A 21,203-nucleotide genomic window follows, 5' to 3' on the forward strand; every position below is an offset into this window, starting at 1 on the left:
GTGGATATGCTGGCATTTTTTTGTATGTCATGGATTTCATCAAGGGAAAAAATGCGTTTTCTGCTCATATTATTTCTGTGCAATGCCTTCTTCAACGACAGTTGTTTTGCTGCGGTGATTTCAGGACAAGACGGTAACAACTACCAGCCAGAGTTTTCTCTTTGTAGCGATGCCGGGAGCGATGCACGTTTGAAAGGCAGCATATGTGCACACGTGAATATGCCACTGTCGCATGGCAAGCCAGTCACTGAGCAGCCAGATAAGACGATTAGCCTGTTTGTCCGGAAGTTTCCAGCAGCAGGCATAGCAAAAGGCCAGCTATGGCTGATCGCCGGTGGCCCTGGAGAATCAGGTGCTTCCCTATATTCTTTTGTTGAGCGCTTCCGGGATAGCTTTCCAGGTTTCGATTTGCTGGTACCCGATCATCGCGGTACTGGTTTTTCCAGCCGCCTGTGTCCGCAGGAAGAAGCGGTGGACAGCCCAGGTGGCTCGACACTGGTGGCTCAGGAATGGCAAAACTGCTTCAGCTATCTTCAGCAACATCCTGGCTATGCGCGCCAGTTCAGCCTGACAAATGCGGCACATGATTTGCGCCAGTTGATCCTACAAAACCAGGATGGCAAACCTGTTTATGTATATGCGGTATCGTATGGCACGCAATTAATACTGCGTGCTCTGCAGATCGCCGAATTGCCACTGGATGGTCTTATCCTTGATTCTCTGGTGCCCTTGCAGACAGCAGGTAAATGGGATCTTAGTCAGCGTTCTTTTGTGCTTGATGATATAGGCCGCAAAGTGCTGGCTGGTCCTACCGAAACCTCCTATAAAAATCTGCTGGCCAGACTGGCAGCAAATCCTGCTTTGACAAAAGATATCCCCGGCAGGGAAGTCAGACAGTTTTTTGGCAGATTGCTGGATGTACCAGCAGCACGACAGCATTTGCCAGCCCTGATCAGAGAGATGGAGCAAGGTACGCAGGCAGGTGAATTGCAAAAGGTGCTGGGCATACTGGGTGAGAAATATTCTGAATTTGGTGCTTATCCACAATTGCATCCATCGATACCTTTGGTGAGCATCATCAGCCACTCAGAAAACAATTTGCGCCCGGGCTTGACGCATGAGGTTATACAGCAGGAAAACTCCAGCCTATTGTTTACCAGCCCCTTGCCAGGCTTGCTCATCAATACCGGTTTGCCTGCCTATGAGCCAGATCAGTACTTTGGAAAAGTGCCTGCAAGTTTGCCACCCAGCCTGGTACTGCAAGGCACATGGGACCCGAAAACTCATTATGAGGGCGCCGTAGAGCATATCGCCAGCCTGAAAAAAACCGGCAAGCTCACGCTCGTCACTGTAAATGAAGCCCCGCATTTCATACTGTGGACGGCACCTGGCTGTTTCGCAAAAGCCAGTCGTGCATTTCTTGCAGGCCAGGTGCTCATGAAGGAATGTCAGGAAAAATAAGGACGGGTTAAAATACTTGCAAGAGCATGGGCAATTCAATTTTGTGCTTTACCCCATGCTTGTTCCCCGCTTACTTACTGCCCTTTTTCACACCCATGAGCAAACGCCAGAACCCCAGTATTTCTTCAAGAAAGCAGCCTCAGCAAAGCCGTTCTGCAGAACTGGTGGCCATCATACTGGAAGCTGCATTGCAGGTTTTGGAAAGGGAAGGTGCACAGAAATTTACCACGGCGCGGGTGGCAGAAAGGGCAGGTGTCAGTGTAGGCTCTGTTTATCAGTATTTCCCGAACAAGGCGGCCATCCTGTTCCGCCTGCAGAGCGATGAATGGCGGCAGACGGGCGGAATGTTGCGCGAGATACTGCAGGATGCCCAGCAAGCACCGCTGGAACGTTTGCGCACCCTTGTGCATGCCTTCATCCGCTCAGAATGTGAAGAGGCGCAAATGCGTAGCGCCCTGACAGATATTGCCCCGCTGTATAACGATGACCCGCAGGCACAGGAGGCATGGCTATACTGGGATCACACCGTCAAGGTATTCATTGCAGAGTTGCTGCCTGCGGCCTCTGCAGCAAACCGTTCCATCGTGGAAGAACTGCTGTCTACTACGCTCAGCAATGCAGGAGAACATGTCTCGGCAAGTACTTATCCTGCGGCGAGAGTAGATGATTATGCGAATGCCATGGCGGATATGTTTTGTGCTTATCTGAGCAACCTGAAAAACAGAAGTGAACAGGCTTGACGACCAGCCTGTTCAAGACTTTATGCAGTTCCAGAAGTTTTACCCAGCAAACGCATAGCCACCAACATGGATAAACCTACGGCCACGCCACCGACAAGAAATACCATATTCACTCCCCAGCGCCCGGCGATGACACCTGCCAGCGGGCTGGCAATGCCCAGCGAGATATCCAGGAAAGCCACGTAAGCCCCCATGGCAACGCTACGACTTTGAGGCGGTGCACGTCTGGCGGCTTCGACGCCGAAACCAGGGAAGGCCAACGAATATCCAAAACCTGTTAAGGCGATGCCGAGATAGGTCATCGTCGCTGTATCCGCCCACCAGATCAACAGTAATCCCGCAGCTTCTATGATGACACTGACGAGCGCCACCCTGGCCCCACCAAGCTTGTCTGGCAAATGTCCAAAGAAAATGCGCGCAGCGATGAAAGCCAGACCAAAGGAGGTGAATGCCATGGAAGAATTACCCCAGCCTCTGGCGGCAAACAATAAGGCAACGAAAGCCGTGATCACGCCAAAACCTATGCTGGCCAGTGCCAGGCCCATGCCAGGTAACACAACCATGCCCAATACTTTATAAAAAGGCATGCGGCTACTGCCCAAGGGTGGAATTGAGGTGATAGTCAAAGCGATCAGCAAGGCCAGGAATGGTATGCATATGGTGCTGACTGCAATACCGGCAAAACCCCAGTGTGCATTCAAGGCGACGCCTGCTGGTGCCCCCAGCGCCATGGCGCCGTAAAGGGCAATGCCCACCCAGGCCATGACTTTGCCCGCATTTTGCGGCCCCACCAGCCCTATGCCCCAGCCCAGGGCACCTGTGACGACCAGGCTTTCACCTATTGCCAGCAAGACTCGTCCGCTTAGCAATATCCAGACTGAAGTGACTGGTACAGAGACAAAAGGCAGTGAGGCAAGATAAGCCAGGCCTGAGCTTGCGATGATGACCAGGCCAGTCGCTACCGCCCGTTTGGCACCGCGGCTGTCCGCAAAATTGCCTGCCCATGCGCGTGAAAGCAAAGCTACAACAAACTGTGCACCGATGACCGTACCAATAACCAGGGTACTCATGCCCAGGTTGTCATGCAGGTAAAGAGGCAGCACCGGTAACTGCATGCCCATGGTCAGAAAGCCTATGAAAACCGCCAGCGAAAGTGGCAGCAGCTTGAGAATAACATTAGCGCCCGTTGTTGCATTTTTTGCATTTGCAGCCTGCAATGACGCTGAAGATTGGGAAGATAAAGACACCGGTGACTCCAGACATAAAAAAGTAATTGATGCTGGATATGATAAAAGTCTTCATTGACATCTAATAGTCGCGTAATACCAGCGATGCATGACGAGCCGCAAAGCTTTACAGGGCGTGGCTTTGCTCGGTTATCTCTGTTATTTTTTTGACTGCATACGCAAAATATTCGCGTTTCAACTGGAGTCTGCAGATGCTCTCGCGTGCAAAAAACCTACAAACAATAATAAGCTGTGGATAAGTTTTCTTATTTTGATTAATGCCCTGTAGCTTGAGTTGATTGCTCAGCTTTTTTGTTTTGACTGCAGTGTTTCGATAGCATTACATAAAGAATCTGCATAGCCGTTTTGCTTGAATTTCTTAGCAACTTGCGCGCAACTGGTTTTTATGACCTCAGAAGCCAGCAATTGTTGCAGACTGCGCGTCAGTTTGCTGCCAGTCAGGCGCGACATGCGTATGAAATCGCCTGTACCTAGTTTTTTAACACGTGCAGCATTATCAAACTGGTCAAACGCCAGTGGCGTTACCAGTTGTGGTGTGCCTGCCCTCAGTGCTTCTGCCGTTGTCCCTATACCACCGTGGTGAATAAGTGCAGATGCGCGCGGCAAAATACTGCGCAGGGGTAAATAACTTTGCCAGAGTATGTTGTCAGGTAAAGCTGTAGTGATCTGCTCACGATGGCTGGTAAGGAAAATTGCCCGCAAACCCAGTTTTTGTACAGCCTGCTGCGCACATAGAAAATAATGACTGGCTTGTATATTTCCTGATCCGGGCGTAAAAATCAGTGGCGCAGGGCCTGCAGCAAGAAATTCTTCCAGTTCTGTGGATAAGTCTGTAACAAGGTTGCTATCATATAGCTGAAATTCGCCCATGGCCAAAGGAGCTGGCCAGTCTGGCTGGACTGGTGCAAACCAGTCAGGGAAAAAACTGATACTCAAATCTGGTACTGCATACATATGCGGTGCCAGGCTGCTGATAGTCGATAAATTCCTGGCCTGCCTGGCTTGATTGATGATGGGTACAGCGACTGGATCAATAAAATTCTTGTCTGCATAAGTCCATAGCCACCTGCGCATCCATACCGGCAACCATTGCGGTATGAATAAATCACCCATCACCAGGGGATTATGGACAGTTCGTAAATTCGAGGGTGCGAGATAAGCCGCGACGACAGGAATGTCAGGCCGGAAACTGCGCGCAATATCAGCTGCGGGCAAACCCAGTGGATGGACAACCAGGACGCAATCTTGTTCTGCTGATAATGACGCGATATAGCCTGGGAGCTCAGTAAGCACTGACTTACTTGATTCAAGCACGATGCCCATGCCCTTGCGTATTTCCCACATATCCGGATGACGCAGCGCCGCATCATAATCAGCCTGGGTTCCAAAAATCTTATAAGAAATACCAGCTTTTTCTGCATGACTTGCATGAACTGGGGCCAGCAAGATGGTTACTTCATGTCCGCGCAGCTGCATTTCTACTGCCAGACTGAGGAAAGGAAATATATCTCCCAGTGTACCCATGCCAAGAAAAATGAAATGCCTGGCTTTAGTCATGGTGTTTTGTTCTCTTGTAAATACAATATCGTCAAAATTTATCCACATTTGCTGATGCCAATATTCATGATGGCACCAGGTGACGTCGTCAGTTTTTTTTGGGGTCAGGTCGCGCTGCTCTTCACCCCGATTTTTTTGCGGCACATTTGTCAGTATTTTTAATGACAACAGGCATTTTGCTGTCATAAGACCTGCGAACTGGTGGTCTGTAGAAAGCGCTCATGCCATCTTTATCTTACTGACTCAGGGTACAGCTATAAACCTGAACAATAATTGGTTCGAGTTTTTCCAAGCAAAATTCTGATCTGTGGATATCTATGAACTTATCCCTGAAGTTATTCATTATTTTTTGCTGTTCTGCACGGACAGCTAGGTCTTTCATGGCGGTTTTCATCATTTCTTTGATGGAATGGTTCCATTTGGACTTCTCTATTTTTCAGCATTTGCTGATTATTCGTTAATCTCAGTAATTCTTAAACCGAGACTGTGGTTGGTTTTTCGGGATGTGTTGAACCACAGCAAAGCACGGTCACAAACAACAAATTTGACCATGGCTTCATCGGTATTTCCTCTCAGGTTTGTACGAGTTACGGATTCTACGACAGTTTTTTGCTTTTGTTTTTTTGCTTTTTTTGAGCTGTGGATACCTTTAGATTGAATAAGTTTATATATAAATAGTAGTAGTAGTTAACGCAGGTATGTTGCTGTGGATAAGTCGGTAAACATCCACAGGATCAAGAGTTTAGGCAAATGATAAGGCGGTGATAAAAGTCTGTATATCCACAGGATAGATTCTGAACAGTAAACGCTGTAGTAAGTAATTTTTGGGTTACGCACAATAGATACAGTGGATATCAGCAGACTTATCCACAAAGATTTATTTAAAAATGTTGTTTTTCAAGGAAAATTTTTCCAAAAAAAACTGTTTTTAGCTTTACAAACAAGTTTTTTGGGGAAAGAAGGGGCCAGGTTTGCTTTTAAGACCTGCAGGAAGTTTCTTAAGCTGAATGCAGTCGTGCAAATAAAAAAACAGCTTGAAAAAAAAGAGTGCAATTTTTTTAGATATTCCTGGCTGCGTTTTAAATTTTTTTTTAGGGCAGGCTATCTTGAAACTTTTGTATTTCTTTTGAAAACAGCTCTTTTAGGAAAAGTATCAAGGGTTTTCCAAAAACGGTTTAATTAAATAACTTAGTTTACATATACATAGTAATAGTAGTTAACGTCGCGATTTTTTGTGGATAAGTCTTTATTTGTTCACAGAAACAAGTACTTAGTTCATGTATAGAAGTGCTTATAAGTCCTGTATGAAAAAAGGACGGTTTTGGGATAAAAAATCTTGGGAGACAGCTTTCACTGGTTTTGCACAGTTCATCCTGTGGATATGCATAGGCTTATCCACAGATAAAACAGGGGAAATTGTGTTGTCAAATTTTAAATACCGTCGGCTTTTTTCAGGATTGAAGGCGCAAAAGTAGTGAGTAAACGACCAAATATCGCTGCACTTTGTACCGCAGTTGTGGATAAGTGGCGGTTATAGATGGCGGTGTATTCCAGATGTGGGATGCCTCCACGGGCGCGTTTGAACTGGCTGGCACCTGAGCTGTAGTGCAGTTTCAGCTTCTTGTCTTTGGCTGTTTTGAGTAGTAAAGCCATCAGGCGTCTGTATAAACCCAGTTCTTTTGGCAGGCTGGTGTCATACCCTATCAGTGGCGTGGTCAGCCAGCCCTGCTCTGGCTGCGTGTAAATACCAAGTACGCCGACCAGCTTACCTTGCCAGCGCAAAGCATGCATTTCCAGAAATTCGGTTTCCAGGCAAAGCTCAAAGAAGGCTGCGCTGAAGTCAGGGTTCAGGTATGAATGCTTATCGATGAAGAGTTGGCGATAAAGTTCTTGCAATACGGCGATGTCATGCATCTGTAGTGTTTCATGGCCAAGCACTTCCACTACAGGATGGTCAAGCAAGCGGGCATCCTGTTTGACATGATTGTGTTTCCAGACGCTGGCATGTCGTGGGTCGCAGAGGTAAATCATGCGGCTTGGGAATAGTTGCCAGCCTTTGGCAAGCAAGCTTTCAGTCAGTTCAGGGTTGACCTGTGGACAGATGTTTCGCATCATCAACGGGCGCTGTGGATAAGTTTCTAGTAACTTATCGGTGACTTTGCTGATTTCGCTCGCCGTCCAGTCAGAGTACAAATTGGTGGAGACCAGATGATTGGCAATGATTGCGGCCTGATCCAGTTTACTTGCCTTAAAAAGGGCGGAGAGGGGACCAAGGATGGCGCAACTGCCCAGCTTGATGGCTTGTGCCTTGGCAGCACTGGCATCGCGCAATATTTCCTGACGCGGATAGCGTAACCAGGTTGAACGCGGGCTGGCAACATAGCTTTCCTGCCAGGTGCTGTTATCCAGCAAAGTGACGGGCTGACTTTGTCCTGCGATTTCTATCGCATTGACATCGCAAGTTGCATTATTAAGCCAGTGCTGGCCACCGCGAGAACGGGCAGTCATTAGCCACAGGGCATCTGCCACCACGCGTGGCGGTAATGAAGTATGCAATTTAGAGTTTAAATCTTGGTGTACAGGTGCATGCCGCCATAAATGGCAGAGCGGTCAGTGGCATACAGGGCGCGGTTATGCGCAACATCGGTATGCCAGGTGGCCAGTATCTCTGATGGTAATTTGGCTTCCAGTGGCGACTCGCTGCCACCAGTGCGGAATACTACCTTGGCGCCAGGTGCGGCTGTACGGCTTACTTCTTGCCAGAGCTCGGTCAATTGTTGTCTGTCCATCCAGTCCTGGGCATCGAGGAAGAGATAGGCATCCATGGAAGCCCGTGGCTGGCCCAGCAAAAAGTCTGTCAGGGTTTGATGGTGAGGATGCAGCCTGTCTATATTGCGGCGCAGGGTGTGGAAATGTTCTTGTTGCAGATACATGGGCAAGGCGGCCTGCTTTTTGGTGTCATAACGGCGGCCAAAAGCCTGTTGGGCAAAACAGTTTTCTTCCAGAGGAAAATCACAGGCCAGGTGACGCATTCTCTCTTTGAACAGCAGATGCAGGCCATCTTTGGCATCGTGTTTTAATTCAGCAAATTGTGAAGGCGGTATTCCCAGACTATACAGAGCCAGAGGCTGGCTGGCGATGAGGCGGAACAAGCGGGTTTCAAATACCGGTGCGACATATTGCTCAAATAACTGCGCCTGTTCCTGCAGATTTTTAGCCTGCATGAGTTTGCTCATGTCACCACCCATGAGGCGTACAAAGAAATGCGCGAAGCCGATGAAATTACCCAGTAAGCCATGTTGATAAGCCTGGCTAGTAAAGTAATGGTAGCGTGGTCTGCCGGACAAAGAGCGACTTTCCCAGAAGTTGCTGGCATCGTCTGACAACTGCGTCCGTATATGACGCTTATAGCGCTTCAGGTTATCGGGCTTGTCGGCATTGCCCAGAAATGCCAGCACCGCATCATAGTCGGGCAAATGCCTGATGGCAGTTTGCTTGATGTTCAGCATGGCCAGGTGGGCCGCATTCAAATCCACCGCATGGACGGCGGCCGGTTCAGCAGATAAATAAGCCAGTGCATTGCAGCCACCCGAAGAAATGGTCAGGATATTCGAGCCTGGTTTGAGTTGCAGGGCATCCAGATCGGATTTAGGGTCTTCCCAGATCTGGGCGTACACCAGGCGGCTGAACCAGTGGGCGAACAATTTGTCAGCCAGGCCCTTGCGGCCAGACGTGGTGGAATTGAAAACGGCGCTGTCTATCAGAGCTTTGCTGGACATGCTGGTCTCCGCTTATGTTTTTAGGATAAGGAAGACTTTAGGATGCAGAGGTGACAGGCTAGTGACAGATTGATGAAGATTATGTGAAAAACAAATAAGAAAGCGACAAAAAAACGTCATAAAAAAAGCATGAACCATGATTCATGCTTTTTCGGGTTTCCGTCAGGGCTGGTTTGACTCAGTTACCGTGCTTTATGGATAAGCGACGACGTCTGGCCTTGATGAACATGAATAACTGATAAGCAAAATACAGGGAAGCCAGCACGGGCATGGAGGCAACCAGTATCCACAAGCCGCCCGCCAGGGGGACTGGCCCTGACCAGATTTGTATACGGACTTCAGGCTTATCGCTTTTTTCAATTGCGGCTTGCCTGGGTGTGTCAATTTGCACACCGGCGTTTTGTTTTGGCAGGTCTTGTGGTGCGACCACAAATACGGCTTGCGAACCCTGGGCCGGAGCAGCGGGCGCGGCAGCATTGCTACTCGCTGCAGCAAAAACAGAGGAAGCTGGCAATGCCGTCAGCATCTGCAAAGCCAGGATCAGGGCATACTTGAGTTTCATTAATGCAATCGGGTGAGATGCCAGGTATCAGCGATGTATCAGGTGAGACCAGCCTGATACCAAGGCAATTATTTTTTTTCAGCCAGCTTTTTCAAATTACTTAAACCAGCTTCAAAATCGGGACCCACCATTTTATCCATAAATGGGGCAAATAGCTTCATCATAAAATTGCCCTCACTGCTGCCCTGCATATTCCAGGTCACTTTCGTGCCATTTGGCTCTGCTTCCAGTGTGAAACTGCCAGTGGATGGTTTGCCCATGCCTTCAAAATGCAATTCATATTCAATCAAGCGGTTTGGGCCTGCATGGGTGAGTTTCATGCCGCCATTGCCTTGTGATTCACTTTTCCATTCCCAGGCGGCATTCGAGCCTGATTCAGGGCCGGAAAATTCCATCTTCATATTTGGATCGCGCTGATTCCAGACTGACCAGTTCTTCCATTCCTTAGGGGTGGCGATCAAGGGGTAAAGTACGGCTGGTGTGGAACGTATCAGTACGCTGCGACTGACTTTATATTCATTAGGGAGTGAATAGGCAATCGCCAGTATCAAGGCAATTGCTGTAATCAGTATGCCAGCCGACCATTTGATGATCTTCATTTTTTATTCTCCTGTTTTTTTCATCTATCTATAGATCTATCAATACAGTAGATACCCAGGCTATGGATATCCGCTGCGAATTATCTTACTTTTCCTATGGCGACTTCCCAGTTTTGCATAAGATTATTTGCTTCATCGCGACTCATGACTGGTGTGAACTGCCTGTCCATTTGCCACTGGGCCGCGCATTCTTCCATATTTTTGTACACACCGACACCCAGGCCAGCCAGACAGGCTGCACCCAAGGCCGTGGTTTCCGTCACTTTGGGACGTATCACGGGTATGCCCAGCAAATCAGCCTGGAATTGTAGCAACATATTATTGGCTGCTGCACCGCCATCGACACGTAATTCCTTGATAGGGAAAACTGCATCCCTGACCATGGCTTGCAGCAAGGCTGTACTCTGGAAGGCGATCGACTCCAGCGCAGCGCGGGCGATGTGGGCTACCGTGCTGCCCCGGCTCAGGCCCAGGATGGCACCCTTGGCGGCAGGTACCCAGTAAGGTGCGCCAAGACCAGTAAACGAAGGCACGAATACTACGCCACCAGAGTCCGGCACGCTTGCCGCGAGTTGTTCTACATCAGTGGAATGCTGTATCGCTTTCAAGCCATCCCTGAGCCACTGGACTACTGCCCCACCGATGAAGACACTACCTTCAAGCGCATATTGGGCTCGGTTGTCGGTCTGGCAGGCCGCCGTACTGATCAGGCCATTATGCGAACTTGGACATTGATCACCTGTATGCATGAGCATGAAGCAACCGGTGCCGTAAGTATTTTTTGCCATGCCCGGTGTAAAGCAAGCCTGGCCAAACAAGGCAGCTTGCTGGTCACCGGCCATACCGGCGATGGGGATGGCCGCACCCAGCAGCTTGCTATGTCCAAACTGGTGACTGGATGGTAAAACCTCAGGCAGCAAAGCCCTGGGGATATCAAACCAGCTCAGTAATTCTTCATCCCATTTGTTATCGTGGATGTTGTACAACATGGTGCGCGAAGCATTGCTGACATCAGTGACATGCAAGCTGCCTTCACTAAGTTGCCAGGCCAGCCAGCTATCGATAGTACCAAAGGCCAGTTCACCAGCCTGGGCGCGACGGCGGGCCTCGGGGATGTTGTCCAGCAGCCACTTGAGTTTGGTAGCAGAAAAATAGGGGTCGAGTATCAGGCCGGTTTTGGCTTGGATGCGCCCGGCATAGCCTTGCTGACGCAATTCATCGCAATAAGTTTCTGTCCGGCGGTCTTGCCAGACGATGGCATGGTAAAGCGGTTGACCTGTTTTTCTGTCCCACAATACTGTGGTTTCACGCTGGTTGGTGATACCGAGGGCAGCAATATCTGTCGCATTCAGTCCCGCCTTGCTCAAGACTTGCTGGCAGGTGGAGAACTGGCTTTGCCAGATTTCCATGGCATCATGTTCCACCCATCCTGGTTGCGGGAATATCTGACGAAACTCTTGCTGGGCTGTGGCGATCAATTCTCCGCGCTCATTAAAGATGATACTGCGCGAACTGGAAGTACCCTGGTCTAGTGCAAGCAGATATGTCATAAAAATTCCTGATGCGTCCGGGAAAAGATGCAGAGTGAAAAACATTCAGCCTGATGCTGACGTCTGGTTACAAAATAAGCCAGCAACGTGCTGGTAATTGAAGTTGAATTTGTTATAGTAGATTATTAATTAATATTGACTACTATGCAAGAAAGGTAACCTGTGCCAGGATTAATCAATTTTTCTTTATCTTTACTGGTACTGCTGTTAATGGCTTTTGGCACCATGCGCAAAAGCCGCAGTTTGATCATCCTGGCTTTTTTTGCCATGGTCGCCGCCAGCCTGCTGAGCTGGTATCAATATATTTTCCCGACGGGCCTGAGTCCCCTGTTTTTTGCAGGGACCCTGGCGACTGTGCTGGCGATTTCGGTTTTCTTTTATGCCATGTATTCCTATGATGCCGCCTGGATGGGGACACAGGAAAGCAAGGCAAAAAGTCAGCCTTGAACTGGCAGCTTTCTCTTATTTGACGTCCAGCAATTCAATATCAAAAATTAGATAAGAATTAGGCGGTATCAAACCATTGCCAGCCCCTGATGCACCATAAGCCAGTTCTGGCGGGATGATCAGGGTGCGTTTGCCGCCTACCTTCATGCCAGCCACACCTTGCTCCCAACCCTTGATGACACGACCTGCTCCAATGGTGAATGAAAAAGCTTGCTGACCTACCGAGCTATCAAACTTGGTGCCGCGTTCCTTGTGGGCAAAGGGATCATGCAGCCAGCCCGTATAGTGGACATTGACAGTATTGCCTACATTTGCCAGCTTGCCATTACCAACTTTTTCATCGATTTTAGTGAGCCTGCTGATGACCACACTATCAGGTGCCTGTGCCTGGGCCAGTGGGACGGAGAAGATGCCAGTGAACAAAGTGCTGGCGAGCAGGGCGGTAAGACTTTTGTATTTCATTCGGTTTTCCTTATTGGTAATACAGATTATTTTTGTTTGGCTGCCGCGAGTTTTTTCTCAAAGGCGATATCCAGTTTGCTGGCTTTTTTTGGAGCCAGCTTTTGCAAGTTATTCACATAAGCGACAAATTCATCCATTTCCATGGCTTCACTGACACTGGCTGGTAATTCATCTGGCTGTTCCAGATTGGCCAGAGTCAGGGAAAAACGGCCATCGGCCAGGCTGACCATGGAATATGCTGCATTGCTACGCTCGCGCAGGCGGTTGACAGCATAGGCGGCCTTGGTTGATCTGGCCATTATTTGATCCCGTATTTGCGCATGATTTTTTCCATAGTGCCGTCGTTATCCAGCTCTTTATTTATTTTGTTGTACAGCTCTATACGCTGCTTATCCATGCGGACATTGCATAACATATTGAGCTCTATGCTTTTCCACTTGATGGCGCGCGCAATCTCGTGGCCAAATCCTTGTTGCTGGGCAATGACCATGCCATGCGATTCTGAAACTATCCAGTAATCCAGCCTGCCGTTGACCAGCAAACGTGGATTATCCTCGTCCTGGTTGGAAAATTCTATCTTGTATCCTTGTTCGTGGAGTTGCAAGCCTGTCGCCGCATTTTTATAGGAGCCTATGGAATAGGGTTTGGCATCTTCAAAATTTTTCAATAGCCGGCTATCCGTTTTGCGGCCATACAAAACCCAATTATCGGTAACTAGTGGCCCCACCCACTTAAAAGAGTTTTCGCGCTCAGGCGTCCTGCGAAAGCCAAACAGGCAAGTGTTATCATCGTTGAGAGTGGATTGCAGCCCACGAGCCAGCGAGGTACTGCCGATGTTGTAGTTATCTCCGGCACGTTTCAGGATTTCTTGCACCTTCTCCGTCAGTGCCCCCTGAATTTCTCCAGTCTTGATATCCGTATGGGTAAATGGTGCAAATTCCTGGATGAGCAGTTTGATCGTTTCTGCATGGCTGATGGCAGGAACGACGACCAGGCAACAAAGCAAACTGGATTTCAGGGAGTTCACGACTCAGGTTTCCGATAGAGATAATTTGTGGAAATATACCGCTGAATTTCCAATTAGGGCAGCTATTTCTGATTGCTGTACAAGCAAAGTGGTGTTTATGACCAGATTGTTTTCAATAAGGCAAAACTGGCGGCGATCATGGCTTCATGTTGACGTTTCTCCTGGCAGATGAAGCTTAGTTCAGTGGTGATGCTGACTGCATCGGCAATCACCAGGCCATGGGCGTGGGCTTCGCGTATGGCGATGGAGTCCCGTATCAGGCTCAGGCCCACTCCGGACTTGACCAGATCCAGCATGGTCGGTTCCTGGTCCACCAAGGCAACTTTGTTGGGAATGGCCTCATGTTCGGCGAAGATTTTGCTTAATAGCCGATGATGGGCAGATTCTGGCGGGGTCCACAGCCAGGGCAACTTTGCCAGGCTGGCCCAGCCCTGACCAGCGACCCGGCTTCTCCAGCCATTCGGCGCTACCACCCGATAGGTGAATGCTGTCAGCACCAGGCTATGACAGGGGGTTTTGCCATCATCTGGCGGCTGGCCCAGGTAAAAACCCACATCCAGGCTACCAGCCCGCACTTGTTGCAAGACAGTACCCGACATGCCCTGCTGCAATTTTGTGGATAACTGTGGATAAGTCTCGACCAGGCGCTTTAAAAATACCCCCAGGCGGGTGAATTCAGGGTCCAGGATCGTCCCTATCGCCAGCTCGCCAGAAACAGTGCTGTGCAAGGCCTGCGCCGTCTGGCGGAACTCGCTCATACTGGCGATGACTTTCTCAGCAAAAGGCAAAAGCCTGGCACCATCGTTGGTGAGACGCATGCCACTGGCACTGCGCGTGAATAAAGTGAGTTGCAAGCTCTCTTGCAGGGACTTGATTTGCAGACTGACTGCGGGTTGTGTCACATGCAGTTGCTCTGCCGCCCGGGTCAGGTTGGCTTCCCTGGCGACAGCGACAAAAGCACGTAATTGTGTCAAGTCCATTATTAGCAATCCTTATATTGCTCTTGATAATAACTCATTGGATTTACAGCGGGTAGTCGATTATTGTGGTGCACATCTTTCCGTATAACGAAACTTATCCACAAGGTTTACTTATGACATCCACAATTGCGCATTATATGAATGGCCAGACCTATGTATCCAGCAGTGGTCGACAGCAAGATGTGTTTAATCCTGCCACTGGCGAAGTGATGGGCAGTGTTGCCCTCGCCAGCATAGAGGAAGTACATGCCGTCATCGCCGCCGCCAAGGCTGCCGCACCGGCCTGGGCAGAAACCGCTCCGCTGAAGCGCGCCCGTGTGATGTTCAAGTTCAAGGAATTACTGGACCAGCATCACAAGGAAATGGCCACCCTGATCACTCGTGAACACGGCAAGGTATTGTCGGATGCCATGGGTGAAGTCACACGCGGCATAGAAATCGTCGAATTCGCCTGCGGCATGCCGCAACTGTTGAAATCACAATTCTCGGACAATATTGGTGGCGGCATAGACAATTACAACCTGCGCCAACCGCTGGGTGTGACGGCAGGCATCACGCCTTTCAACTTCCCCTTTATGGTGCCTATGTGGATGGCACCGCTGGCGATTGCGACTGGTAATACCTTCATTTTGAAACCATCTGAACGTGATCCATCCTGCTCTTTGCTGATAGCTGACTTGCTCAAAAAAGCCGGTTTGCCGGATGGGGTATTCAATGTCGTGCAGGGCGATAAAGTGGCTGTCGATGCTTTGCTCCAGCATCCTGATGTCTCTGCCATTTCCTTCGTTGGTTCAACTCCCATCGCTGAATACATCTACAGCGAAGGCACTCGCATGGGCAAGCGCGTGCAGGCTTTGGGTGGCGCAAAAAACCACCTGGTCGTCATGCCAGATGCCAACCTCGAACAAGCTGTCGATGCCCTGATGGGCGCAGCCTATGGCTCTGCTGGTGAACGCTGCATGGCGATCTCCGTCGCTGTTGCCGTTGGCAATGTCGCTGACAAACTTGTCGAAGCTTTAGTACCGCGGGTGGAAGCCTTGAAGATAAAAAACGGCATGGAGTCTGATGCCGAAATGGGCCCGGTAGTGACAGCCCAGCACAAGGCAAAAATCGAGTCTTATATCGCTGAAGGAATAACCGAAGGCGCGCAACTATTGGTCGATGGCCGTGGCTTGAAAGTGTCCGGCCATGAGGGCGGCTTCTTCCTCGGCGGCTGTTTGTTTGATCATGTCAAAGAGGGCATGAAGATACACCGCGAAGAAATTTTTGGCCCTGTTTTATGCGTAGTCCGCGTCCCCGATTTTGCCTCTGCTGTCGAACTCATCAACCGTCATGAATTCGGCAATGGCGTGTCTTTGTTTACCTCGGACGGCAACACCGCCCGCGAATTCTCCCGCCGTATACAGGTTGGCATGGTGGGCATCAATGTGCCGATTCCTGTGCCTATGGCCTGGCATTCTTTTGGCGGCTGGAAGCGTTCTTTGTTTGGCGATGTGCATGCCTATGGGGAAGAGGGTATACGATTTTATACGCGCTATAAATCCATCATGCAGAGATGGCCGGATAGCATAGATAAAGGGGCAGAGTTTACGATGCCGGTGGCGAAGTAACCACGAACTGCTTCCTTTAAGGAGACAGTAGGGATGAGGATGGGGGTTCTGTCGATAAACGGCAATCAGATTGTCGTCGCTCCTGCGAAGGCAGGAGCCTAGTGGCGTTCGTTGCATGCTTGAGTCTTTGTTAAAGGGATTGCACTCCGTAGACACAAGCCGGGTCTCGGCCCGGCGGCCGAAATCCTTTCTTTGCTTCGCCAAAGAAAGGATTCAAAGAAAGGCGACCGCAGACTCGCTCCCTGCGGGAGTGCCCGTTTGTGCGAAGCAAAAAATGGGAAGTGTCCGAAACTCGCTATGCTCAAACAACGGACACTTCTTTTTCCATTTTCTGCATCACACAAACGGCTTCGTCCCAAGCGGATGAAAGTCAAAAACAACAGCAACTACAACGTCAATGCAACCGTTACGATAATGTCGTTGAGAGTGATCAATCAACCGGGGTTTTGGGGTTGCTGCTGTTTTTGACTTTTGTAGTTCCCATGTGTAGACGCCGTTTGTGCAGTACAGAAAATGGATTAAGAAATGCACGTGTTTGAGCGCAGCGAGTTTCGGGCATTTCCCATTTTTTGTACTGCACAAACGGGAACCCCGCAGGGGCGACTACGCCTGGGTCGCCTTCTTTGGCTTACTTTTCTTGGCGAGACAAGAAAAGTGAGTAGCTGTCGGGCTACCCCCGACCTGCAATCGCAATACAGTGACAGAAGTGAATAAATGAGTTAGCGTTCAAAGCAAATCATTAATCAATGCGAATAAAAGAACCGAATTCCCATTTGCTACTAAATCAAATTTAAAGGAGCATCCAAAATGCCCAGCCTGCAAACCCTCTGCCCCCACCCCATCATCCAGGCCCCCATGGCCGGTGGTGCCACCACCCCAGAGCTGGTGGCCGCAGTGTCAAATGCAGGCGGCCTGGGCTCTCTCGCAGCCCCCTTGCTGACCCCACTCGCCATCATAGAACAAGCTGAACACATCAGAAGACTGACGGACAAACCCTTCGCCATCAACCTCTTCGTCCAAACCCGGCCACAAGTCGATTTTGCCGCACTGGAAGCCGCCAAGTTGTTGCTGCAACCAGTTTGCGAAGAGCTGGGCTGGGACACCTTACCGACCCCAACCCGCTGGTGTGAAGACTTTGAAGCACAGCTCGATGCCCTGATCACGGCACGCCCTGCAGTGGCAAGTTTTACTTTCGATGTCTTGCACGGTAGCCAGTTGCAGCGCCTGCATGATGCCGGAATAAAAGTAGTGGGTACCGCCACCAACCTGCAGGAAGCCATCGTCTGGCAAGCCATGGGCGCAGATGCGGTCTGCCTGCAAGGAGTGGAGGCGGGTGGTCACCGCGGGACTTTCATTGGTGCGCAAAAAGATTCGCCCCTCGGCCTGTTTGCCTTGCTGGAAGCCTGCAAGCCGCATATGCAGGTACCCATTATCGCTGCTGGCGGCATTATGGATGGCAGGCAGATCAAACAGGCTTTACAGGCTGGCGCGCAATTGGTGCAGATGGGCACGGCATTCCTGACGACGAAGGAATCAGCCATCCACCCTGCCTATAAACAGCGTCTGCTGGAAAGCAGCAGTGACACCACACGCCAGACCCGTGCTTTTTCTGGTCGTATTGCGCGTGGCCTCGACAATCATTTCATGCAAACCTTGGCTGCCGTGGCTGACAAAGTGCCCGCCTATCCGATACAAAATGCACTGACGGGTTCCATACGTGCAGCGGCGGGCAAGGCAGCGAATACCGAGTTGATGTCGATGTGGGCCGGGCAGGGTATGGCCGCCACCAGGGATTTGAGTGTGGCGGAGTTGATGGCTGCACTGATCGCGGAAATGCAAAATTAATCAGGAACAAGGGAAAACAGTATGGAAGCAGCAGGACAGTTTGATTACATCGTCGTCGGTGCCGGTACTGCAGGTTGCGTACTGGCAAACCGCCTCAGCAAAAATCCTGATAACCGGGTCTTGCTGATAGAAGCGGGTGGCAAGGATGATTATGTGTGGATACACATCCCGGTTGGCTATCTATACTGCATCAATAATCCACGTACAGACTGGATGTTCCGCACTGAGGCAGAAGCTGGCCTGAATGGCCGTAGCCTGATTTATCCGCGTGGCAAGGTGCTGGGAGGCAGTTCCTCCATCAATGGCATGATTTACATGCGTGGCCAGGAAAGGGATTACCAGCAATGGGCAGAGCTGACAGGTGATGATAGTTGGCGCTGGGAACATGTCTTGCCCTTGTTCAAGAAGAGCGAAGACCACCACGGCGGTGATGCAGAATTCCATGGCAAGGGCGGCGAATGGCGGGTGGAAAAACAAAGGCTGTCATGGGAAATCCTGGATGCCTTCCGCAATGCCGCAGCCGAAGTCGGCATCCCTAAAAGCGATGACTTTAATCGTGGCAATAATGAAGGTTGCGGCTATTTCGATGTCAATCAAAAACGTGGCGTGCGCTGGAATGCCTCCAAGGCATTTTTAAAACCGGCAGCAAGCAGGCCTAACTTGACCATCATGACTGGTTGCCAGGTGCAAAAGCTGGTCATCCAGAGTGATGAGAAAGGCAAGCGATGTACGGGTGTGGAATTCATAGGTGGTGGCCGCAGCTGGTTTGCCGAGTCCATGAAAGAAACTGTGCTGGCCGCAGGAGCCATAGGTTCACCGCAGATTTTGCAATTGTCCGGCATCGGTGATGCAGCACATTTGCAACAGGCTGGAGTTGATGTTGTGCATGAATTGCCTGGTGTAGGTGGTAACTTGCAAGACCACTTGCAGATACGTTCTGCCTTCAAGATTACCGGCGCACGCACGCTCAACAAGATGGCCAATAGTCTGATAGGCAAGGCGCGCATAGGACTGGAATATGCGATGTTCCAGACCGGGCCGATGTCGATGGCACCTTCGCAACTGGGTGCATTTACCCGCTCGGATGCCAGCCAGGCGACACCTAACCTGCAATACCACGTACAGCCTTTGTCGCTGGAAAAATTTGGCGACCCTTTGCATGATTTCCCGGCGTTCACGGCCAGCGTCTGTAACCTGCGCCCTACTTCACGCGGCCATGTGCGGATTGCCAGCAATGATGCTGCTGCCGCACCAAAAATCGTGCCCAATTATCTGACGACCACGGAAGACCGCAAGATCGCAGCGGTCTCGCTGACGCTGACGCGCAAGATAGTTGCTGCACCTGCTTTGCAGAAATACAGACCCGAAGAAATGAAGCCGGGTGTGGAATTCCAGACTGAAGAAGAATTGACCAGGGCAGCAGGGGATATCGGTACAACGATTTTCCACCCGGTTGGCACTTGCAAAATGGGACGGGGGGACGATCCTGCGGCAGTAGTCGACAGCAACTTGCGTGTAATAGGCATAAAAGGCCTGCGTGTGGCTGATGCTTCTATTATGCCGACTATAACCTCAGGTAATACCAACTCACCTACTGTGATGATTGCAGAGAAGGCAGCCACGAGTATATTGGCAAGCTGAGCGGACGGAAATTGAATCAAAAAGAGGAAGTAATTTTTCTGCGTGGAATTACTTACAGTAGTTATACCGTATTGTTTAGAAATCCATTTGCTGGGTACTATAAAAAGCTAATATAAAAAACTTCCAAAAAATAAAGGAAGTGTTGTCGCGTTGGACGTAGTGGGATTAGATACCATAAGCCAGACAATAAGGAGAAGAGATGACCGACGTCATCCTGGAGACTAAGCGCTTGACCAAAGAGTTCAAGGGCTTCACAGCTGTAAGCGAGGTAAATTTGCAGGTGCAACGTGGGCATATCCATGCCCTGATCGGCCCTAACGGTGCTGGCAAGACCACCTGTTTCAATTTGCTGACCAAATTTCTTGTCCCGACTTCGGGGCAAATTCTGTTCAATGGCAGCGATATCACCTCGGCCAAACCAGCCCAGATTGCGCGTCAGGGCATCATACGTTCTTTCCAGATCTCGGCGGTTTTCCCGCACCTGACTGTCATGGAAAATGTGCGCATAGGTTTGCAAAGAAAACTGGGCACATCCTTTCATTTCTGGAAAAGCGAGCAATCGCTTAACCAGCTCAATGCCCGCGCCATGGAATTGCTGGCCGAAGTTGACCTGACTTCATTTGCCGACACGGTGACGGTTGATTTACCCTATGGCCGCAAGCGCGCCCTGGAAATCGCTACGACACTGGCCATGGAACCTGAAATGATGCTGCTCGATGAGCCCACGCAAGGCATGGGTCATGAAGATGTGCATCGCGTGACCGAGTTGATCAAGAAGGTATCGGCTGGCCGTACCATCCTCATGGTGGAACACAATATGAGTGTGGTGTCAGGCATTTGCGACAAGATTTCGGTCTTGCAACGCGGTGCCATGCTGGCCGAGGGCACTTATCAGGAAGTGTCCACCAATCCCAAAGTCATGGAAGCGTATATGGGCAGTACCAGTGGTGAGCTGGAAGGGGCGCATGCATGAGTAACAATATGAGTCCCGCATTGGAAATTACCGGCCTGCAAGCCTGGTATGGTGAATCGCACATCCTGCATGATGTGAATCTGAAAGTGAACCAGGGTGAAGTGGTGACCATACTGGGCCGCAATGGTGCCGGGCGTACTACCACCATGCGCGCCATCATGGGCCTGACAGGTGCACGCAAAGGGTCAATCAAAATCAATGGACAGGAAGCCATCCACCTGCCGACCTATAAAGTGGCTCATCTGGGCGTAGGTTATTGCCCGGAAGAGCGGGGGATATTTTCATCCTTGTCCACAGAAGAAAACCTGATGCTGCCGCCCTCAGTCTCCAAGGACAACCAGGGCATGTCGGTGGCCGAGATTTACGAGATGTTCCCGAATCTGGCTGAGCGCAAGAACAGCCAGGGAACGCGTCTGTCTGGCGGTGAACAACAGATGCTCGCTGTAGCGCGTATCTTGCGCACCGGCGCCCGCCTCTTGTTGCTTGATGAAATTTCCGAAGGCCTGGCACCGGTCATCGTCCAGGCTTTGGCACGCATGATCACGATGCTGAAATCCAAGGGTTATACCATCGTCATGGTGGAACAGAATTTCCGCTTTGCTGCTCCGCTGGCGGACAGGTTTTATGTCATGGAGCATGGGCAGATTGTTGAGAGCTTTGCGTCTGCACAATTGCAAGAAAAAATGCCGGTCTTGAATGAGTTGTTGGGTGTTTAGGATGTAC

General features: G+C 50.2%; 21 protein-coding genes. 10 read left to right on the forward strand and 11 right to left on the reverse strand.

The window, feature by feature from the left end; genetic code table 11:
- The first annotated feature begins 51 nt into the window (after nucleotides 1–51).
- Together Q8K39_RS13175 and Q8K39_RS13180 are read left to right on the forward strand one after the other, a co-directional pair.
- On the forward strand, nucleotides 52–1,461 hold the full coding sequence (locus tag Q8K39_RS13175; protein WP_305260806.1) for an alpha/beta hydrolase: 1,410 nt from the start codon (nucleotides 52–54) through the stop codon (nucleotides 1,459–1,461).
- Between the two features lie 95 nt (nucleotides 1,462–1,556).
- Complete coding sequence (locus tag Q8K39_RS13180; protein ID WP_305260808.1) at nucleotides 1,557–2,201, forward strand: TetR family transcriptional regulator; 645 nt, start codon at nucleotides 1,557–1,559, stop codon at nucleotides 2,199–2,201.
- Nucleotides 2,202–2,221: 20 nt separating this feature from the next.
- On the opposite strand, the gene Q8K39_RS13185 is transcribed toward Q8K39_RS13180, so the two are convergent.
- Nucleotides 2,222–3,418 (reverse strand): arabinose transporter, encoded by a 1,197-nt coding sequence (locus tag Q8K39_RS13185; protein ID WP_305260939.1) that lies wholly within the window; start codon nucleotides 3,416–3,418, stop codon nucleotides 2,222–2,224.
- Between Q8K39_RS13185 and Q8K39_RS13190 the strand changes: the two genes are divergently transcribed.
- Nucleotides 3,336–3,506: a hypothetical protein gene (locus Q8K39_RS13190; RefSeq protein WP_305260943.1), complete on the forward strand. Its 171-nt coding sequence runs from the start codon at nucleotides 3,336–3,338 to the stop codon at nucleotides 3,504–3,506. The two genes, Q8K39_RS13185 and Q8K39_RS13190, sit on opposite strands and share 83 nt — an antisense overlap.
- A gap of 224 nt (nucleotides 3,507–3,730) precedes the next feature.
- Here the strand turns inward: Q8K39_RS13190 and Q8K39_RS13195 are convergent, their stop codons facing one another.
- On the reverse strand, nucleotides 3,731–5,191 hold the full coding sequence (locus Q8K39_RS13195; RefSeq protein WP_305260810.1) for a glycosyltransferase: 1,461 nt from the start codon (nucleotides 5,189–5,191) through the stop codon (nucleotides 3,731–3,733).
- A gap of 661 nt (nucleotides 5,192–5,852) precedes the next feature.
- Here Q8K39_RS13195 and Q8K39_RS13200 point away from each other — a divergent pair.
- Nucleotides 5,853–6,188 (forward strand): hypothetical protein, encoded by a 336-nt coding sequence (locus tag Q8K39_RS13200; RefSeq protein ID WP_305260812.1) that lies wholly within the window; start codon nucleotides 5,853–5,855, stop codon nucleotides 6,186–6,188.
- Between the two features lie 248 nt (nucleotides 6,189–6,436).
- Here the strand turns inward: Q8K39_RS13200 and Q8K39_RS13205 are convergent, their stop codons facing one another.
- The 5 genes from Q8K39_RS13205 to glpK all read right to left on the reverse strand — a co-directional run bounded on the left by Q8K39_RS13205 (nucleotide 6,437) and on the right by glpK (nucleotide 11,495).
- Entirely contained in the window at nucleotides 6,437–7,561 is a 1,125-nt protein-coding gene (locus Q8K39_RS13205) for a hypothetical protein (protein WP_305260813.1), read from the reverse strand.
- Nucleotides 7,562–7,569: 8 nt separating this feature from the next.
- Entirely contained in the window at nucleotides 7,570–8,784 is a 1,215-nt protein-coding gene (locus tag Q8K39_RS13210) for a DUF3419 family protein (protein WP_305260815.1), read from the reverse strand.
- 178 nt (nucleotides 8,785–8,962) lie between these two features.
- A complete protein-coding gene (locus Q8K39_RS13215; protein WP_305260817.1) occupies nucleotides 8,963–9,346 on the reverse strand; it encodes a hypothetical protein in 384 nt (127 codons plus the stop codon).
- Nucleotides 9,347–9,414: 68 nt separating this feature from the next.
- Nucleotides 9,415–9,945, reverse strand: a complete 531-nt coding sequence (locus Q8K39_RS13220) for an SRPBCC family protein (RefSeq protein ID WP_305260819.1) — start codon at nucleotides 9,943–9,945, stop codon at nucleotides 9,415–9,417.
- An 80-nt stretch (nucleotides 9,946–10,025) separates the two neighbouring features.
- A complete protein-coding gene (gene glpK, locus Q8K39_RS13225; protein ID WP_305260822.1) occupies nucleotides 10,026–11,495 on the reverse strand; it encodes a glycerol kinase GlpK in 1,470 nt (489 codons plus the stop codon).
- 162 nt (nucleotides 11,496–11,657) lie between these two features.
- Here glpK and Q8K39_RS13230 point away from each other — a divergent pair, with 162 nt between their 5' ends.
- Nucleotides 11,658–11,942 carry a hypothetical protein gene (locus Q8K39_RS13230; protein WP_305260824.1) on the forward strand — a complete coding sequence of 95 codons (285 nt, stop codon included), beginning with the start codon at nucleotides 11,658–11,660 and terminating at the stop codon, nucleotides 11,940–11,942.
- Between the two features lie 15 nt (nucleotides 11,943–11,957).
- On the opposite strand, the gene Q8K39_RS13235 is transcribed toward Q8K39_RS13230, so the two are convergent.
- The 4 genes from Q8K39_RS13235 to Q8K39_RS13250 all read right to left on the reverse strand — a co-directional run bounded on the left by Q8K39_RS13235 (nucleotide 11,958) and on the right by Q8K39_RS13250 (nucleotide 14,411).
- Nucleotides 11,958–12,404: an FKBP-type peptidyl-prolyl cis-trans isomerase gene (locus Q8K39_RS13235; RefSeq protein WP_305260826.1), complete on the reverse strand. Its 447-nt coding sequence runs from the start codon at nucleotides 12,402–12,404 to the stop codon at nucleotides 11,958–11,960.
- A gap of 26 nt (nucleotides 12,405–12,430) precedes the next feature.
- Nucleotides 12,431–12,703 (reverse strand): hypothetical protein, encoded by a 273-nt coding sequence (locus tag Q8K39_RS13240; protein ID WP_186954416.1) that lies wholly within the window; start codon nucleotides 12,701–12,703, stop codon nucleotides 12,431–12,433.
- Entirely contained in the window at nucleotides 12,703–13,431 is a 729-nt protein-coding gene (locus Q8K39_RS13245; RefSeq protein WP_305260831.1) for an ABC transporter substrate-binding protein, read from the reverse strand. Before Q8K39_RS13245 ends, Q8K39_RS13240 begins: the two co-directional genes overlap by 1 nt.
- A gap of 95 nt (nucleotides 13,432–13,526) precedes the next feature.
- Nucleotides 13,527–14,411, reverse strand: a complete 885-nt coding sequence (locus tag Q8K39_RS13250) for a LysR family transcriptional regulator (RefSeq protein WP_305260832.1) — start codon at nucleotides 14,409–14,411, stop codon at nucleotides 13,527–13,529.
- A 113-nt stretch (nucleotides 14,412–14,524) separates the two neighbouring features.
- On the opposite strand from Q8K39_RS13250, the gene Q8K39_RS13255 reads away from it, so the two are divergent.
- The 5 genes from Q8K39_RS13255 (at nucleotide 14,525) to Q8K39_RS13275 (ending at nucleotide 21,196) form a co-directional block, all read left to right on the forward strand.
- Nucleotides 14,525–16,021: a CoA-acylating methylmalonate-semialdehyde dehydrogenase gene (locus Q8K39_RS13255; protein WP_305260834.1), complete on the forward strand. Its 1,497-nt coding sequence runs from the start codon at nucleotides 14,525–14,527 to the stop codon at nucleotides 16,019–16,021.
- A gap of 807 nt (nucleotides 16,022–16,828) precedes the next feature.
- Complete coding sequence (locus Q8K39_RS13260) at nucleotides 16,829–17,866, forward strand: nitronate monooxygenase family protein (protein ID WP_305260836.1); 1,038 nt, start codon at nucleotides 16,829–16,831, stop codon at nucleotides 17,864–17,866.
- 21 nt (nucleotides 17,867–17,887) lie between these two features.
- Complete coding sequence (locus Q8K39_RS13265) at nucleotides 17,888–19,507, forward strand: GMC family oxidoreductase (protein ID WP_305260838.1); 1,620 nt, start codon at nucleotides 17,888–17,890, stop codon at nucleotides 19,505–19,507.
- A gap of 199 nt (nucleotides 19,508–19,706) precedes the next feature.
- Nucleotides 19,707–20,480 (forward strand): ABC transporter ATP-binding protein, encoded by a 774-nt coding sequence (locus Q8K39_RS13270; protein WP_186954422.1) that lies wholly within the window; start codon nucleotides 19,707–19,709, stop codon nucleotides 20,478–20,480.
- 8 nt (nucleotides 20,481–20,488) lie between these two features.
- Nucleotides 20,489–21,196 carry an ABC transporter ATP-binding protein gene (locus Q8K39_RS13275; protein WP_305260839.1) on the forward strand — a complete coding sequence of 236 codons (708 nt, stop codon included), beginning with the start codon at nucleotides 20,489–20,491 and terminating at the stop codon, nucleotides 21,194–21,196.
- Nucleotides 21,197–21,203 lie beyond the last annotated feature (7 nt).

The organism is Undibacterium sp. (genome assembly GCF_030683615.1).
In the GTDB taxonomy this organism is placed as follows: domain Bacteria; phylum Pseudomonadota; class Gammaproteobacteria; order Burkholderiales; family Burkholderiaceae_D; genus Undibacterium; species Undibacterium umbellatum.

Bases quoted from the DNA above. Each gene is read 5' to 3' on its own strand.
- Q8K39_RS13215 (WP_305260817.1), bottom strand. From the start codon at position 9,346: ATGAAACTCAAGTATGCCCTGATCCTGGCTTTGCAGATGCTGACGGCA.
- Q8K39_RS13250 (WP_305260832.1), bottom strand. From the start codon at position 14,411: ATGGACTTGACACAATTACGTGCTTTTGTCGCTGTCGCCAGGGAAGCC.
- Q8K39_RS13275 (WP_305260839.1), top strand. From the start codon at position 20,489: ATGAGTCCCGCATTGGAAATTACCGGCCTGCAAGCCTGGTATGGTGAA.
- Q8K39_RS13265 (WP_305260838.1), top strand. From the start codon at position 17,888: ATGGAAGCAGCAGGACAGTTTGATTACATCGTCGTCGGTGCCGGTACT.
- Q8K39_RS13235 (WP_305260826.1), bottom strand. From the start codon at position 12,404: ATGAAATACAAAAGTCTTACCGCCCTGCTCGCCAGCACTTTGTTCACT.
- Q8K39_RS13260 (WP_305260836.1), top strand. From the start codon at position 16,829: ATGCCCAGCCTGCAAACCCTCTGCCCCCACCCCATCATCCAGGCCCCC.
- Q8K39_RS13255 (WP_305260834.1), top strand. From the start codon at position 14,525: ATGACATCCACAATTGCGCATTATATGAATGGCCAGACCTATGTATCC.
- Q8K39_RS13175 (WP_305260806.1), top strand. From the start codon at position 52: ATGCGTTTTCTGCTCATATTATTTCTGTGCAATGCCTTCTTCAACGAC.
- Q8K39_RS13190 (WP_305260943.1), top strand. From the start codon at position 3,336: ATGAAAACCGCCAGCGAAAGTGGCAGCAGCTTGAGAATAACATTAGCG.
- Q8K39_RS13195 (WP_305260810.1), bottom strand. From the start codon at position 5,191: ATGACAGCAAAATGCCTGTTGTCATTAAAAATACTGACAAATGTGCCG.
- Q8K39_RS13210 (WP_305260815.1), bottom strand. From the start codon at position 8,784: ATGTCCAGCAAAGCTCTGATAGACAGCGCCGTTTTCAATTCCACCACG.
- Q8K39_RS13220 (WP_305260819.1), bottom strand. From the start codon at position 9,945: ATGAAGATCATCAAATGGTCGGCTGGCATACTGATTACAGCAATTGCC.
- Q8K39_RS13270 (WP_186954422.1), top strand. From the start codon at position 19,707: ATGACCGACGTCATCCTGGAGACTAAGCGCTTGACCAAAGAGTTCAAG.
- glpK (WP_305260822.1), bottom strand. From the start codon at position 11,495: ATGACATATCTGCTTGCACTAGACCAGGGTACTTCCAGTTCGCGCAGT.
- Q8K39_RS13240 (WP_186954416.1), bottom strand. From the start codon at position 12,703: ATGGCCAGATCAACCAAGGCCGCCTATGCTGTCAACCGCCTGCGCGAG.
- Q8K39_RS13180 (WP_305260808.1), top strand. From the start codon at position 1,557: ATGAGCAAACGCCAGAACCCCAGTATTTCTTCAAGAAAGCAGCCTCAG.